Source organism: Paenibacillus sp. J53TS2, assembly GCF_018403305.1.
Taxonomy (GTDB): Bacteria; Bacillota; Bacilli; order Paenibacillales; family Paenibacillaceae; genus Fontibacillus; species Fontibacillus rhizolycopersici.
Window position 1 is genome coordinate 905705 of the sequence record NZ_BOSK01000001.1, and the last position, 15433, is coordinate 921137.

General features: G+C 50.8%; 17 protein-coding genes. 12 read left to right on the forward strand and 5 right to left on the reverse strand.

Annotated features, from left to right (window positions below; translation table 11 throughout):
• The first annotated feature begins 51 nt into the window (after nt 1–51).
• The 6 genes from KJS42_RS04305 (at nt 52) to KJS42_RS04330 (ending at nt 6514) form a co-directional block, all read left to right on the forward strand.
• A complete protein-coding gene (locus KJS42_RS04305; RefSeq protein ID WP_244868370.1) occupies nt 52–1746 on the forward strand; it encodes a spore germination protein in 1695 nt (564 codons plus the stop codon).
• A complete protein-coding gene (locus KJS42_RS04310) occupies nt 1694–2791 on the forward strand; it encodes a GerAB/ArcD/ProY family transporter (RefSeq protein ID WP_213622033.1) in 1098 nt (365 codons plus the stop codon). Before KJS42_RS04305 ends, KJS42_RS04310 begins: the two co-directional genes overlap by 53 nt.
• A complete protein-coding gene (locus tag KJS42_RS04315) occupies nt 2784–4007 on the forward strand; it encodes a Ger(x)C family spore germination protein (protein WP_213622034.1) in 1224 nt (407 codons plus the stop codon). Before KJS42_RS04310 ends, KJS42_RS04315 begins: the two co-directional genes overlap by 8 nt.
• A 12-nt stretch (nt 4008–4019) precedes the next feature.
• Complete coding sequence (locus KJS42_RS04320) at nt 4020–4205, forward strand: CLC_0170 family protein (protein ID WP_193415428.1); 186 nt, start codon at nt 4020–4022, stop codon at nt 4203–4205.
• A gap of 94 nt (nt 4206–4299) precedes the next feature.
• On the forward strand, nt 4300–5745 hold the full coding sequence (gene rlmD / locus KJS42_RS04325; protein WP_213622035.1) for a 23S rRNA (uracil(1939)-C(5))-methyltransferase RlmD: 1446 nt from the start codon (nt 4300–4302) through the stop codon (nt 5743–5745).
• 19 nt (nt 5746–5764) lie between these two features.
• Nucleotides 5765–6514, forward strand: a complete 750-nt coding sequence (locus tag KJS42_RS04330; protein ID WP_155607552.1) for a GNAT family N-acetyltransferase — start codon at nt 5765–5767, stop codon at nt 6512–6514.
• A 32-nt stretch (nt 6515–6546) separates the two neighbouring features.
• On the opposite strand, the gene KJS42_RS04335 is transcribed toward KJS42_RS04330, so the two are convergent.
• Both KJS42_RS04335 and KJS42_RS04340 read right to left on the reverse strand, forming a co-directional pair.
• On the reverse strand, nt 6547–7581 hold the full coding sequence (locus KJS42_RS04335; RefSeq protein ID WP_213622036.1) for a HAMP domain-containing sensor histidine kinase: 1035 nt from the start codon (nt 7579–7581) through the stop codon (nt 6547–6549).
• Entirely contained in the window at nt 7578–8288 is a 711-nt protein-coding gene (locus tag KJS42_RS04340; RefSeq protein WP_213622037.1) for a response regulator transcription factor, read from the reverse strand. The genes KJS42_RS04335 and KJS42_RS04340 overlap by 4 nt, the downstream gene beginning before the upstream one ends.
• A gap of 196 nt (nt 8289–8484) precedes the next feature.
• On the opposite strand from KJS42_RS04340, the gene KJS42_RS23340 reads away from it, so the two are divergent.
• The 5 genes from KJS42_RS23340 (at nt 8485) to KJS42_RS04365 (ending at nt 12729) form a co-directional block, all read left to right on the forward strand.
• Nucleotides 8485–8763, forward strand: coding sequence for a thioredoxin family protein (locus tag KJS42_RS23340; protein WP_368858218.1), 279 nt, complete (start codon nt 8485–8487; stop codon nt 8761–8763).
• A complete protein-coding gene (locus tag KJS42_RS04350; protein WP_213622038.1) occupies nt 8763–9455 on the forward strand; it encodes a cytochrome c biogenesis CcdA family protein in 693 nt (230 codons plus the stop codon). Before KJS42_RS23340 ends, KJS42_RS04350 begins: the two co-directional genes overlap by 1 nt.
• A 185-nt stretch (nt 9456–9640) precedes the next feature.
• Nucleotides 9641–10810, forward strand: coding sequence for a DUF4317 domain-containing protein (locus tag KJS42_RS04355; protein ID WP_213622039.1), 1170 nt, complete (start codon nt 9641–9643; stop codon nt 10808–10810).
• A gap of 35 nt (nt 10811–10845) precedes the next feature.
• On the forward strand, nt 10846–11412 hold the full coding sequence (locus tag KJS42_RS04360) for a DUF4256 domain-containing protein (protein ID WP_213622040.1): 567 nt from the start codon (nt 10846–10848) through the stop codon (nt 11410–11412).
• Nucleotides 11413–11829: 417 nt separating this feature from the next.
• Entirely contained in the window at nt 11830–12729 is a 900-nt protein-coding gene (locus KJS42_RS04365) for a spermine/spermidine synthase domain-containing protein (protein WP_213622041.1), read from the forward strand.
• A 46-nt stretch (nt 12730–12775) separates the two neighbouring features.
• Here KJS42_RS04365 and KJS42_RS04370 read toward each other — a convergent pair whose 3' ends face one another.
• Entirely contained in the window at nt 12776–13276 is a 501-nt protein-coding gene (locus KJS42_RS04370; protein WP_155607560.1) for a CarD family transcriptional regulator, read from the reverse strand.
• A 149-nt stretch (nt 13277–13425) separates the two neighbouring features.
• On the opposite strand from KJS42_RS04370, the gene KJS42_RS04375 reads away from it, so the two are divergent.
• Nucleotides 13426–13866, forward strand: a complete 441-nt coding sequence (locus KJS42_RS04375; RefSeq protein WP_244868371.1) for a MarR family winged helix-turn-helix transcriptional regulator — start codon at nt 13426–13428, stop codon at nt 13864–13866.
• 39 nt (nt 13867–13905) lie between these two features.
• Here KJS42_RS04375 and KJS42_RS04380 read toward each other — a convergent pair whose 3' ends face one another.
• Entirely contained in the window at nt 13906–14310 is a 405-nt protein-coding gene (locus tag KJS42_RS04380; RefSeq protein ID WP_244868372.1) for a hypothetical protein, read from the reverse strand.
• A gap of 89 nt (nt 14311–14399) precedes the next feature.
• On the reverse strand, nt 14400–15278 hold the full coding sequence (locus tag KJS42_RS04385; RefSeq protein ID WP_193415437.1) for a LysR family transcriptional regulator: 879 nt from the start codon (nt 15276–15278) through the stop codon (nt 14400–14402).
• Nucleotides 15279–15433 lie beyond the last annotated feature (155 nt).

Consider the following 15433-nt stretch of genomic DNA (forward strand, 5'->3'; position numbering starts at 1 on the left):
AAAAGACCAACACTCTCTATTAATCATGTGCTAAGACCGGAGGCGGCAGATATGCTGGATTGGAAAGCCAACTACGAAGCATTCAAGAAAAAACATCCCTCCCATCCAACTGAATCTCTAGCTTCCTCAGACACTCCCGCTGGCATGGATAGCGGGCCTAGGCAGCTTGAGGCCGATCTGGACGACAATCTGAGCTCGATTCAGAACCGAATGAGAAACTCTACGGATTTGGTTGTCCGCCGAGTGAAGATCATGAGCAAACACAACGCCGCTTTGTTATTCCTCTCGTCCTTGACGGATTCAAAGTTGATACAGGAAGGGATTGTTGCTCCTTTACAAGCTCCGCCCCTTGCCTTTGAGCCAGGGATGGAGGGGGACCCGCTTCGCCAGGTGGACCTGTTTGATCTGGTGTATCAGGAGCGGGTGCACGCCAACCTGGGTCAGCGAAGCTCCGAATGGAACGTTCTTTTGGATCAGCTCATGAAAGGGCAGACGTTGTTGTTCATCGACGGTCATGCCGAAGCGGTGACCTTCGATACCCGGTTGGTTGAGAAGCGGGCGATCGAGCAGCCTCAAACCGAACAGGTGATCCGCGGCTCGCGGGATGGATTTATCGAGCAGTTGGAGACGAACTTGTCGCTCATCCGTTATCGACTGCAATCCGTCGATCTGGTTATCGAAACCGGCGAGTTGGGCGCCCGCACTAAATCGAAGACGGCCGTCTGCTACATCGCTGGAATTGCCAATCCGGAATTGGTGAGCGAGGTCATGCGACGTCTGTCCAAAATCGATATCGACGGCATCATCGACGCCGGTTACATTGAACAGTTTATCGAGGATCAGCCGATTTCGCCGTTTCCGCAAATCCAAAACACGGAACGGTCGGACAAAACAGTGGCCGCCTTATTGGAAGGCAGGGTGGCTATTCTGGTGGACGGTTCCTCCTTCGCGTTAATTGTCCCATCTTTGTTCGACCAATACTTCCAAACGATTGACGACTATTCCGAACGGTTTATGATCGCCAGCTTGCTGCGATTCGTCAGATTAATCGCCCTGCTCTTTTCCGTGTTTTTTCCGTCATTATACGTCTCCGTCATCTCCTACAATCCCGAGCTCTTGCCAACCGATTTTGCCGTGGCGATCTCCGGCGGACGCGCAGGGGTTCCCTTCCCCGCCATGCTGGAGGTGCTGATTATGGAAGCTTCGATGGAGATCTTGAGAGAAGCGACGATTCGCCTGCCGCAAATGATCGGCGGCGCGTTGTCGATCGTTGGCGTTCTGGTGATCGGACAAGCAGCCGTTTCCGCCGGCCTGTCGAGCCCGATCACCGTGGTGATCGTGGCTCTGACGACGATTGGCTCCTTTGCAACCCCCGCCTATAATGCGGCGATCGCCATGCGAATGCTGCGTTTCCCGCTTATCGTGCTGGCCGGCTTATTCGGATTGTACGGCGTCGTGTTAGGCAGCATTTTCATCATCAATCATATGTTGTACCTGGAATCGTTTGGTGTGCCATTCCTGCAGTCCATCCTGGCCAAGAAACGGGCGGGGTTCACAGATACCTTGATCCGGGCTCCCCTGTGGTGGATGGGGAAACGTCCGAGTTACCTTCATGCCCTGGATGATACGCGGCGCGCTGAAGGCACGTTCCAAGCGAATATCGATAAGATTTTTGACCCGGAGGGAAAAGCCGATGCAAAAAGCCCAGAAAATCAGCACGACTCAGCTGGCCATCGTCATCAGTAGCACGATATTTGGCCCCTACGTTCTGAGTTTCCCGAAAACGATCGCTGAATCGGCCGATAGCGCCGCTCCGCTTATGACCGTTGCGGGCACCTGCTGCGCCATCTTCAGCCTGTTCGTGTATACCCGGATCAGCCAAAGATTCAGTAATCAGACGCTGTTTAGTTACAGCCAGACGGTGATTGGAAAGATCCCTGCCCTGCTCGGCAACCTTCTTGTGTTCGCCTGCTTCTTCATCACCTCGGCGATGTTGTTCCGCCAGTTTGGCGAAGTATTGTCTACGGTCGTCTTCCGAAGAACTCCCATCGAAATAAGTATCCTGATGATCTTGATCCTGGTCGCCTTATCCTGCCGAAGGGATTCGGTGAAATTCACCTATATACACCTGTTCTATTGGCCGTTTGTCGTCTTGCCCTTCCTCTTTGTCATCATGATGTCGATGAAATCTGTGCATCTCTTAAATTGGCTTCCCCTACTAGGCAATGATTCCCTTAACGGGTTGCCGGCTTTGCTATCTCCGGCCTCCCTCTATTTGGGCTCCTTCATCATCACGATTATGCTTCCGATTACAGAGAAACCACGTCACGCGATGAAGGCGGCAATGCTGGGCATTGCCGTCAGCGCGAGCTTATACCTGCTGTTGGTCTTATCCACGATCGGGATTTACGGGGTTCAGGAGACCCTCCAATTGTTATATCCAACCCTGGAAATGGCGCGCTCGATAGCGATTGGCGGTGATGTCATAGAACGTTTGGATGCGATTTTTATTATTATGTGGGTGATTAATGTTTACACGACCATGTTCTCCAACTATTATCTAACTTCGCTCTCCCTAAGCCATATGCTTCGGATCCAGGATCACCGTCTTGCAACTACCCTGTTAATCCCTATATTGTTTGCCGTCTCCCTGCTCCCACAGGATCAACTCCAACTTTACAAATTTTCTCGAATCGCTGACGGGGCCGGGTATCTCTTCCTGACCGGCTACGCTCTTCTTCTGTGGATCGTAGCTGTGATCAGACGGAAGGGCGGGCAGCAACATGGGTAAAATACGGGCGCGTTGGGTATTGGGCTTGCTTAGCATGACTCTGGCGTTCCATTTGACCGGTTGCTGGGATCAGGTCGAAATTGAAAACCGTGCCCTGGTACTTGGCCTGGCCATCGATGAGGCTCCTCCCGATACCGCGCAGTTGGAACCGACCGTCGCCCATCTGAAGAACGAACCCCTGCCGAAGAAGATGCTCCGGGTGACCGCCCAAATCGCAGTCCCCGGTCGAGTTCCCCTCGGTCCAAGCAACGGCGGCGCGGGAAGCGGCGGCGACGGAGAAAGCCCGGTGTGGGTCGTTCAAGTGTATGGGCATAGTCTGGACGAGGCGTTGAACAATCTGCAGCAGCAAATCGCCGATCCCCGTTACCTTATTCATTTGCGGGTGATCGTGATAAGCAAGGGCATCGCTAGGGAAGGGCTGGACGAACTAAACGATTATTTGCGCCGGAATCCGGAGGTCCGCCGCCGCACGTGGCTGCTCGTCTCCGAGTCCGAAGCGGCGGAACTTATGAAGGTAGCTCCCCCGCTGGAGCGCGTGCCTACGCTATATCTTCAGGCTATGGTCGAGAAGTCCATCATGATGGGGAAATTCCCGGCGAATTATATAGGCGAGTTTTGGGTCGAAGAGTCGAACTGGGGGCAGGACGGATACCTGCCTTACATCGCAATCCAAGGCAAGGAGAATGTTCTCATTAAGGGTTTGGCTTACTTCAGCGGAGGTCGACTTGCCGGAACCGGCACGGCCGTTGATATCGGAGCCTATATGGCAGTCAAAGGGTACAATCCCGGAGGTTATTCCGCTTTGATTCGAGTACCCGAGCTCGGTTACGTCATGATCAAGATCACGGAACGGCATGCGAAAACCGATGTCCGCATCGTTGAAGGTAAACCCCAAGTGAATCTCAAGATTCATGTAGAAGGGATTCTGGACGAGCATTTCGATTCAGGACGGAATGTCAGCTCAGAAACGGACGTCGACCTCATCGAAGAAGCGTTTGAAGAGGATGCGACGAAATTACTCCAAAAGTTCTGCCGCCAAACGCAGCGCCACCATTCCGATATTTTTGGCTTTGGCGAATATGTGAGGGCCTATCATCCTGGATTCTGGAAGAGCAACATCCGTCAAAAAAGCGATTGGGAACAAATGTATGCGGATATTCCAATATCCATTAAACTAGCCCTTTCGATCCGTCGAACCGGCCTAAAAGCAAAATAGGAGGTGTTTGGGATGTTTCGTGTCCTCGCTTTTACCGCTGCCCTATTTCTATTCTCCGGACTCGTCCTGCTCCTGGTGGATCATAGGGTATATAAGGTCCGGCAGATGCAAAAGGAACAAAAGGTTGCGAGGTTCTTCGGATGGGTCCAACTCTCCTTGGCAAGCGTTAGTTTGCTGATCAGCTTAATCATGCAGTAGGAACCTATCCCCACAGGCGGGTGATGGTGCCGTTAAGGTTCGCATGGTATATTGAGTCTAGTACAAACTTCAGTAGGATGGAGAATCAGGATTGATGAAAGAACGCAATTACTCCGGCAACCGCTCGGACAAAAAAAAGCAGTCACGACCAATGCCGTCAATCGCTAAACGGGAGCAGGCCGATGAGGTACGCTCCGGCGACCGCATTGTCGTTACGATCAAGCGGCTGGGGATTAACGGCGAAGGCGTCGGCTATTACCGACGGAAGGCCGTTTTCGTCGAAGGCGGAATTCCCGGCGAGGTCATTAAAGCGGAAGTCACCCGCGTTGAGAACAAATATATCGCCGCCGCGATCCGGGAGATCGAGAAGCGTTCTCCACACCGGGTTGACGCACCATGCCCGGTATTCGGCATCTGCGGCGGCTGCCAAATCCAGCATATGTCCTATGAGGGCCAGCTGGCCGGCAAGGAAGAGATCATCCGCGAGGCGTTTGCGCGTTACGCCGGCCTGCAGGATGTACGCCTGAAACCCATGCTGGGAATGGATCACCCTTGGGGTTACCGCAACAAGGCACAGCTCCAATTAGGTATGGCCCAGGAAGGGATGATCGCCGGCTTGTATGCTGCCGATTCCCACAAACTAATCGACATTACCGGCTGCCCGATCCAGCACCCGAAGGTAAACGAAGTGGTGGACAAGACGCGGAACGTCCTGCAAAGACTAGGTATTCCGGTGTACAAGGAGAAAGGCAATCAAGGGCTCGTCCGCACCCTTGTCGTCCGCGTTGGATTTCAATCTGGGCAGCTGCAGGTCACGCTCGTGACCGCCAGCGACAAGCTGCCGCGCCGGGACGAATTGATTAAGGAACTGCGGCTGGCTATGCCGGAACTAACCAGCATTGCGATGAATGTGAACCCGAAGAACACCTCGCTCGTATTTGGGAATCGGACGGAAATCCTGTGGGGAGCGGACGGCATTCAGGAATCGCTTGGCGACCTGGAATTCACCTTATCCCCCCGCGCCTTCTTCCAGCTGAATCCGCTGCAGACGGTCAAGTTGTACGAATCCGTGCGTGCGGCCGCTGGATTAACGGGCCGGGAAACGGTCGTCGACGCATACTGCGGCACTGGCACGATCGGCCTGTGGCTTGCGCCTTACGCGAAGGAAGTTCGCGGGATCGAATCAATCCCCGAGGCGGTGGAGGATGCCAAAGCCAATGCCGCTTGCAACGGGCGAAATAACACGGCGTTTTACGCGGGTTACGCCGAGGAATTGCTCCCCCGCTGGGTGAAATCCGGATTTACGCCGGACGTGATCGTCGCCGACCCACCGCGCACCGGTCTTGATCCCCGCTTCCTTGAAGCGGTTTTAAAGACCAAGCCCAAGCGTTTCGTCTATGTCTCCTGCAACCCTTCCACTCTGGCGAAGGATTGCAAGGCGCTGCTGGACGGCGGTTACGCGCTCGAATGGGTGCAACCGGTGGACATGTTCCCGCAGACGAGTCATGTGGAGACGGTTGTTTTGATGTCAAAAAAATAAATGACGGAGGCATGAAGGCATGCTGGAGGAGTTTATTCATTTAACGCAGGATAACCTCGTAGATGAGCATTTATGTTGCATCATCAGAAGCAAGAAACCTCACCCCGGTGTTGAAGCGAAACGAGCATGGCTTGCCGAGCGATTGAAGGAAGGTCATGTGTTTCGAAAGTTAAACGCTAAGGGATGCTGTTTTATTGAGTATTCGCCATTAAAGTCAGCGTGGACTCCCGTGGTAGGCCATAATTATTATTATATTTATTGCTTATGGGTCTCCGGTGATTTTAAAGGAAAAGGTTACGCGAAAGCCTTGATGGATTACTGCATTTTAGATGCAAAGGAAAAAGGGATGTCCGGCGTTTGTATGCTTGGCGCAAAAAAGCAGAAGAACTGGCTTTCCAACCAGTCCTTTGCTAAAAAGTACGGGTTCGAATCGGTGGACTCTACCGAAGACGGATATGAATTATTGGCACTTTCCTTTGATGGAACCCTACCCAGGTTTACGGATAAAGCAAGAAAACAGCAGATCGAAAATCAGGAACTGACGATTTATTACAGCATGCAGTGTCCGTTTATTCACCAGAAGATTGAAGATATTAAGCAGTACTGCAATGATCATAAGGTGACAGTATCCATGATTCCGGTTGACTCGTTAGAAAAAGCAAAGGACTTGCCCGGTGTATTTAATAACTGGGGGGCATTTTATAAAGGAAAGTTTCTAACCGTGAACCTGCTTGATGTGGGGACGCTTGACAAGATATTGAAGAGCTAACCCAATGGACGAATTGCCCCGTATGTTTCGGTTTAGCCCCGAAGCAACGTAACCTTAAATACGCTTCCCAGTTCGGAAGATGCCTCCAGCTCAACGGTCCCCTGGAAGAAGGAGAGCAGATGGCGGACGATCGACAGGCCTAGGCCGGCGCCGCCATGCCTGCGCGCCCGTGACGAGTCGAGGCGATAAAACCGTTCATATATCAACTCCCTGGACTCCAGGGGAATCCCCTTCCCGGTGTCCGACACCCGAACCACAACCTGTTCATCCTCTTCCGTGACCTGTAGGGTAACGCTCCCATTAGGCCGATTATACCGAATGGCATTATCCAGCAGGTTACGGAATACGAGGAATAAGAAGTTCTCCTCCCCCTTCACCAGGGCCGTACAGGGCTCCATCAAATGAAGCGTCACCCCGTGTTTGTCAGCCATCGGTTCCATAAAGGAAATCACATCTCGAAGAATGTCCGCAAGCCCCACTACTTGATGCTCCCGCTCGTCCCGATCATTCGTCCCGTCCGCCAGCAGCAGCAAATCTTCCGTTAAGGATTCCAGCCGCGCAAGCGTCCGTTCCGTGGTCTCCCTGTACTCTCTCCATTCGTCCGGATCGATACTCCGGCTATCCCCGGCCACTTCCAGATTCGTGCGTAGGATGGAAAGCGGGGTTCTTAACTCATGTGCGGCCGCCGAAACAAACCTGGTCTGCTGGTTAAACGAATGCTCCAACCCATCCAGCATCGTATTAAAGGTAATCCCCAGCTTCTTTAATTCATCATGGAGCTCATCGATCTCCAGCCGTTTATGCAGGGTGGAAGCGGTAATGCCAGCCGAGGTTTCGCTCATCCGTTTTACGGGTTTCAAGATGATCACGGCGAGCCATTGCGCGCTAAGCACCATCCCCGTGAGAACAACCAACAAGCTGATGATTCGCCCCTGCATCTCCGGTACAATTCGAGTCGTAGAGAAGAAAGTTTCTATCGATACATATAGCGTAATTAAGATGGCCAGAAAAAGAATTTCGAACAGCGTTAATCTGAGACGTAGCGAAAGTCGATTCCCTCTTCTCATTTTAATTCCTCTTTCTTTGCAGTTGTGCCCGCCCATTTGTATCCATGACCTTGAACCGTCTGAATGTACCTCTCCCCAGCCTCCGGATCATGGTGCGAGAGCTTTCTTCGCAGCGAGTTGATATGAACCCGGACCGTAGAAGTCAAGGGATCGGCATGGATATCCCAAACATGCTCCAGAAGCCTTTCCGACGAAATGACCTCACCGGGATGCAGCATCAGATATTCAAGCAGACCAAATTCTTTTCGCGTTAATGAAATCCGTTCCTCCCCATCCCAAACTTCTTTCCTATTCGTATCAAGGGTCAGCCCCTCGTATTGTAAAACCGGGCTTTTCACGGACGAGCTCCGGCGAAGCAGCGCCCGGATGCGGGCAAGCAATTCATTAAACACAAACGGTTTGCGGAGATAGTCATCCGCCCCGGAATCCAACCCTTCTTCCACCTCATCTGGGTGGCTGCGTGCGGTCAGCATGAGGATAAGCACATCGGGATGGTGCGAGGATCGGCGAATTTGCTGGCAAAGAGAAATACCGTCGAGCTCTGGAAGATTGATGTCGAGAATCACCACATCGTACTCATTCGTATCCGCCATCTCCCAGCCGATCAGCCCGTCCAGCGCCATGTCCACGGCATACCCTTCCCGCTTGAATCCCTTGGCTAATGCACGGGATAGATCCTCCTCATCTTCAACAATAAGGATTCGCATTACACCGCCCCTTTCTTCAATGACATCAATGACAATACCATATCATACCCGTTTTCGGGATGCGAGCAAGTCCTGGGGTTTGTGGAAGCTCCACTTAACAAGGATTTAACACCCCGGTCTTTATAATAAAAACAAATCTTCCTGAAACGGGGAGAATGGTTCACAGCACGAAGTAAAGGAGGAGGTCCATCTGTTAATTGAAGTAGTATCCGCTGGTCCGGGGTGTTCCATTTGTCAGAAAGCGATCAAGCTGGTCAAGCAAGTCGCGGAAGATGTTCCGCAGATTGAGATCCAGGAATTACATGTCGTTGATCAGTTTGAACGTCTTCAGGAGTTGAACCTATTTAGCGCCGGAGCGATTCTCATCAATGGAAAAACGGAATTTGTTACTTTACCCACATTCATCAAGCTTCGCGAACGTGTCGTTGAACTGCTTCGTCACGAAAATCATCCACAAGATAAAAGGAGTCACTAATGGAAAATTTATATCATTTTACGATCTCGGGCGGTATTTCCGCCTCGACCTACATCCTGGTGTTCATTGTTGGCATCGTGAGCGCGGTGTTAGCCTGCTATTTACCCGTACTTGCGATGTTTGGAGGATATGTCCAAAAAGGGGCCTCCGGCAGTAAAAGAAAAGCCCTGACGATTGCATTTAACTTTATCTTAGGCATGGGGGTCACTTCGTTGTTGGCGGGTTTCATTTTCGCCCTGCTTGGCCAGCAGTTTCTTCCCTTTATCGAGAAATATCACTTGCTGACCTGGATCCCGCCGCTCTTTGACATCTTGGCAGGTCTGCAGCTGTTAGGAGTTATTTCATTCGCGATGCCTGCCTTCCAGAAGCCGATGAGCCGGCCGGATAAACAGCCTGGCCTGTTGGCTGCTTTCAAGCTGGGGATTCCATATGGACTTGTCATTTCGCCCTGTGCGATCCCGATCTTTTTCGCGTTGATCAGCTATATTGCTCTTCAAGGCAGTCCGCTTCACGGCGCGTTGCTCATGACGACGTACTCCCTGGGCAAAGGCGTGATTCTCGCATTGGTTGCGGTCTTCTCCATTTCCGTTCTCAGCAAGCTGTCCAAATGGGGCGGGCCGATCAAAAAGATCGCCGGCTACTTCTCCATCGCACTTGGGATCATCTTGCTGATTGTGGGGTTCATGAAGTAATTACATCATAGAAGGAAGACACGCGTCTGTTCTTCGGTTCATTCTCACGGATCCAACCTGCAATAGAGTTTTGGCCTCGGCCGCTCCTCTTTGACAGTTTGGATCTTTTTCGTTTTGGCGGATCATGACAGGTGACGAGCATTGTAGTACAATGCAAATATTGATTTTTGCAAAGGGGAATCGCCTTGATCAAGAAAGAAGTCGCTTATATCCGTAAACAGTTCAAGTTGGATCATGAAAGACTTAGTATTTACGACATTCTTAACGTCTATATTATGAAGGAAACGAATGAAATCTATCATTTTGAACGCACGCCGTTCGAACTCTTGGAGCGGGAGAAGCAGGAGCTGCATATGGGCAATTTCAAGAAGCTGCTGGCCGGTGAATTGGATCAGAAACTGTTCGAGTTAAAGTTCCAGGAGCAGCCGGAAACGGACAAGCCCTCTCAGCCGCTTCTCCATCAAGCTCTGATTACCGGTGATGCCGAGGAGTGGCATGATTTGATGCTTCTTCTGGTGGAGAAAATGTTGGAGGATACGAAGTATGAGCGGGATACAGTGATCACCTTCGTTCGCGGACAATACTACAAGCCAACCAAGGAACGTAACGAGGAAGCCGAGGAAAGCGAAAACGATGAGATGTTCGCGAATCCGTTTATTCTATGCAGTATCAATTCCACGGAACCGCAGCGAAAAACTCTGATGTTTGATTATATTGAACGCGAATTCAAATACAATGTCATCGTTGATCCGATCATCAAGCTGCGTACGCCGGAGCAAGGCTTCTTCTACCCTAGCGTAACGGACGGTTTCTCCGATGTGAATCGGGTGCTGTATTGCGCGGGCAAAGTCAACGATCCGAATCAGCATTTTATCGATCAGGTTCTGAATGCCGAGAAGACCGTAACCGCGTTAGAAGAGAGAGCCATCTTCGAGGATATCGTCAAGGAAATTGCCGGGGATCAGCTGGACGCCTCCACGATTGCGAGCGTCTACGAGGAAATTCAGCAGGTCATCGAAACCCACGAAGAGGAAGAACCTCCGAAGCTGGATTATAAAGATGTCGAGCGCGTGCTGACCGCCAGCGGCGTGGAGAACGTTACTACGGAAAGGGTTGAGCTCGCCTACCAAACGGTTATCGATGACAAGAATTATGAGATCAAAGCGAGCAGCGTCGTGCCGAAGTTTACTTCGAAATCAATCAAGATCGATACGAAGGTCGCCACGATTTCGGTCAGCCCGCAGGATTTAAGATACGTGAAACAAGTCAATTATCATGGTAAACGTTGCATCTTGATCGAGGTCGATGAAGATGCGGTGATCGAAGGATTTACGCTTAATACCGAAGAATTATAAGGATTAAGCTTAAATAACGCAAAGGAGGCTTCATGATGACGAATGAACAAACGGACTTGCTGCCAGAGCAACGCGAGGAACTGCTCCAAACCCTGAAGGCCCGATTCGAGAAAAATTTGGGCCGCCATCCCGGGTTGGGATGGGCTCATGTACAAGCTAAGCTGGAGGCTCAGCCGAAGAAGCTGTGGTCGCTCCATGAAATGGAACGGACCGGCGGCGAACCGGACGTAATCAGGTATGACGAGCAGACGGATGAATTTGTATTTGTAGACTGCTCGGCGGAAACGCCTAAGGGTCGCAGAAGCATCTGTTACGACCATGAAGCACTGGAGTCGAGAAAACAGCACAAGCCGGAAGACAGCGCGATGAATATGGCGGAAGCCATGGGCGTTGAGCTGTTAACGGAAGAACAATATCGGGGGTTGCAAAAGCTTGGGAACTTCGATCTGAAGACATCCAGTTGGGTGAAAACCCCTGCTCCGATCCGAAAGCTTGGCGGCGCCCTCTTCTGCGACCGCCGCTACGATACGGTCTTTGTGTACCACAATGGAGCGGACTCCTACTACGGCGCCAGAGGGTTCCGCGGGGCTTTAAGGGTATGAAATACCCGGAGATAAACACAAATGGGACAAGGCTTTTTCAGGTTGGGATGGAGACCTACACAATCCGGATTGATTGCTGATATCGATGGGCCGTCCTATTTTTAATAACTCCCAAACCGCAATGCTCCTTAACGCTTGTCAGCAACGCTATTAGGCCCAAAATGGGGGGATTCCCAATGTAACGCTTATGGTAGAGCTTATTTGCCTGTTTCTCCTCGTAAAAGAGGCGTTTTTGCCCAAATAAGCTCGCTGGTAAGCGTTAGAGCTGACATCCCCCTTATTTGGCATCAATAAGCATTGAGGCAAGCGTTAGCCTGGGGTTGTACGAATAGGACCTTGGATTGAAAAGAAGCCATTCGAATGGTACCCTGTCCATATTGACCAATCAACAATAGTTCGTGGAAACAGGTGAGCCCTTTGCCAGAACAACAACAACCAACACAGGAACAACAGAAACAAATCCGCCAAGACAATCACAAAGTATTCGCATTACTGAGCAGTTATTTGAACCATGCACCCGATCTCATCCATGAGGCGGAGGTCGAAGAGATTGTCCAAAGCGGCGTGTCGGTCGAATACGCCTTCAAGCTGATTCTTGCTGCCAAGTTCGGGCTAGATATCGTCGATAGTGACGAGGATAAGGCGCTATTTAACGCGTATTTCCACCCCATGATTCATCTGCTCGACGTTGGGGAATACGAACAAAACCCCTTTTATCGGAATATCCGCCTCCCCGAAGTGCGCATCGGCGGTAGCGAGCTCACATACAAATGCTATAAGCCGTATGAAGGTTTTGTCTGCAATGACATCCTCCAGACTTCGGAAGGACGCCAGTTTCCGCAAATCGGTATCTTTCCCGCTGAATTCAAATATCCGGCGGTTCTGGAACAGGGCCGCGTCTGGATGACGGTGACACCAAACGAAATCGAGACGATGAAGGTACCCGTCGCGGAGGCTTTTGGGAGCGTCCTTACGTTTGGTCTTGGCCTTGGCTACTATGCTTATATGGTTTCGGAGAAAGACAACGTGGACAGCGTGACGATTGTGGAAATCAATGAGGACGTTATCCGTTTGTTTAAGCAGCATATTCTGCCCCAGTTCAAGCAGGCCGGGAAAATTCAGATCATTCATGCGGATGCTTTCGAGTTTGCCCGCACACGGTTGTCCCAGGATGCTTACGATTACGTGTTCACCGATTTATGGCATGACGTTTCCGATGGGATCGAATTGTATTTGAAGATGAAGCTCATTGAACAACAGTATCCGGAGACAAGGTTCTCGTATTGGATTGAAAAGTCGATTCAATGTTATTTATAAGGCAAAGAAGAGAGGCGCGGCTTGCACCTCTCTTCTTCTATTATATTTATAAGTTCACGGCAACCTTCTCATGCACTTCGCTTATCACGTCTTCGTAAGTGATATTCAAGGCAATGGCTAGCTCTTTGAACAGGACGTTCTGAATTCCGAGCAACAGTTGATGATCCTGGTTGCCCAATTTCTTATGATTCAGCTCAGCTAGTTGTTTCTTACGCATCAACGTACTGGCGACTTGTACGATATCCTCCCGGTTGCCCGTTTTAACGATCGCAGTATAGCTGTGATGCCGTTCATTATTATTATCAATCCATTGGATGCCCGGTGCCTGAAACGAATCCAATATCGTCTTGGCCTCCTCCGGACCCATCAATTTCTGCATCAGCACCGACGCATTATCGACCGGAGTGCTAATTTTCAAGGTCTCGTTGCCGAGCGGATGCAGCTCATAATAAGACTTGGAAACGCCGGCTAGCGATTTGACGCAAACGTCGTCGATGCGGCAAACGCCATGCACCGAATAAATGATCAAATCCCCCTCATGAAACATGGTCGTGATCCCGCCTCTCTATTTTTGTCAACTAAGTTGACTATTATCAATATACCTGTTTTTCGACAAAATGTCAACCAAATTGACAATTTACGGATGCTTTTGTATAGTGTAGGGAAATAGGAACGTGAATGGAATGGAGGAACGGAGTGTACCTTGAATTCGAGGAATTGAATCTGATCGACCTGATCAGCGAACGCCATGTCCAGCTTCGCTCCATCTGCGAGCAGTTGTGGAACGACCGTCATGATATCTACATTTCCAATTCAGAGTGGTTTATTATGGCAAGGATTTATAAGAGAAATCCGACCATCTCTCAGGTGACCAGGCAGGTGGACATTTCACGGCAGGCTACCCACAAATTCATCAAGAGTTTGGAATCAAAAGGATGGGTCGAGATCACCAAAGCTCAGAACAATAAGAAGGAGAAATGTCTCAAATTAACGTCGCTAGGCGAGAGCAGTTATGAGAAGAACGCCTTGATTAAGGCATCGCTGGAGCAAAAAATCATGGATGCTCTCGGAGCCGATCAGGTCGCCTTGTTGAAACAGCTGCTCCAAGCGGACTGGGGCACCTTGAATGAGGCGTGAAATAAGGAGGAAGGAGGGGTACACCCCCTCCCTCCTTTTTTACATCCCAATAAACACGTTACGGCTGAAAGGGCCCCAATTGGCTCCGCCATACCCGGTCATGCCTTCCACACTGACGAAGCAAGGCAGAACGATATGAGTGACACCGGTCAATGCCCGCTCCCTGAATGTGATGACAAATCGTGTGTTCGTATTATCCGCTGCCGTAATCATCGCCGCTTCTGGCCTGATCGCGTTTGCCGCAGTCAGCGCCTCCCCCATCCCTAGGCTAGCCGCTCCGCCTGCTCCTTTATTACTGCGGATCCAATAGTTCGAGATCCGTGTTGCCGATCCAAAATCGGCTCGCTGATCGTATACCAGGAGAACTTGGTTGGCTGCGATTTGTCTCACCTCCGTTAACACGGGGTGAGGTACCATTTGCCGGGCTTCTTGATAGATGTACACGAGTTATCCTCCCACAGGAAAAATAGTCAAACACCTATTTCATCCTATGCTGGAGAAATCTCGCGGGTCCCCCGTTCTTAAACTTTGACTTAACGGAATTCCTCGATGAATTTCTGGGCCGCACTCGTGAGCGGCATATTCCGCATATTCATAATCCCCACTTGCGACGGCGGCAGTTCCACGTCCAGCCGGATTTCAAACAACGACCCTTCCTCCAGCTCCTTCGACACGAATTCCCGAGCTACATAGGAGACTCCCAGTCCTTTGCGGGCCAATTCGATCAGCAGATCGACACTGCCCACTTCGATTTCCGGCTTAAGCTCGTAACCGTACTCGTGGAACAACTCGGTGATCGCCATGCGAGCACGGCTATTCCGCGAGAACAAGACGAGCGGATGCTCCAGCAGTGTATCCAGCGGGATCACTTTATCCTTGAGATCGGCGTACGCGCAGCCGGCCACGAAGCAATCTTGCAGTAGAATCCCTTCCCGCACCTCGATATGAGAATCAACGATCGGCATCCGGGCGACGCCAAGATCGATCTTCCCCTCCTTCAGGTAACCCATGATTTCCGGCGTCGTACCGTGAAGCAGCTGAATCCCAACGTCAGGATATCGGTGGTGAAACTCTTCTATATACGGAAGCAAGTAATGCTTGAATAACGAGTCGCTGCCGCCGATCCGGAGCACACCGGTATCGAGGTTTTTGAGCTCAGCCATTTTTTTCTCCGCGAGGGAGATAAGAATTTGCGATTGCTCGATATAGGAGTACAAGAGCGCGCCTTCTTGCGTTAGAGACACCCCCTTGGAGTTGCGGTAGAACAACGTGAGGCCAAAGCTCTCTTCCAGCTGCTTAATGGCATGGCTTACGCTCGGCTGCGTCAAAAACAAGGCATTGGCTGCCTGAGTCAGACTGCCGGTTTTGGCCGCCCAATAAAAGACTTTATATAATTCATAATTATTTGTCATAAATGCAGTCTATAGCTCCTGTCAAATATATTAATTTCACCTATGGCGATATTCGTATTATAGTGGAGTCAGTCAAAATAATCCATAGCTTAGAGATGGGATTTAGGCGGTTACCCCGGAATCAAGACCGAGGCGCCTCCCAAGAACACATAGAT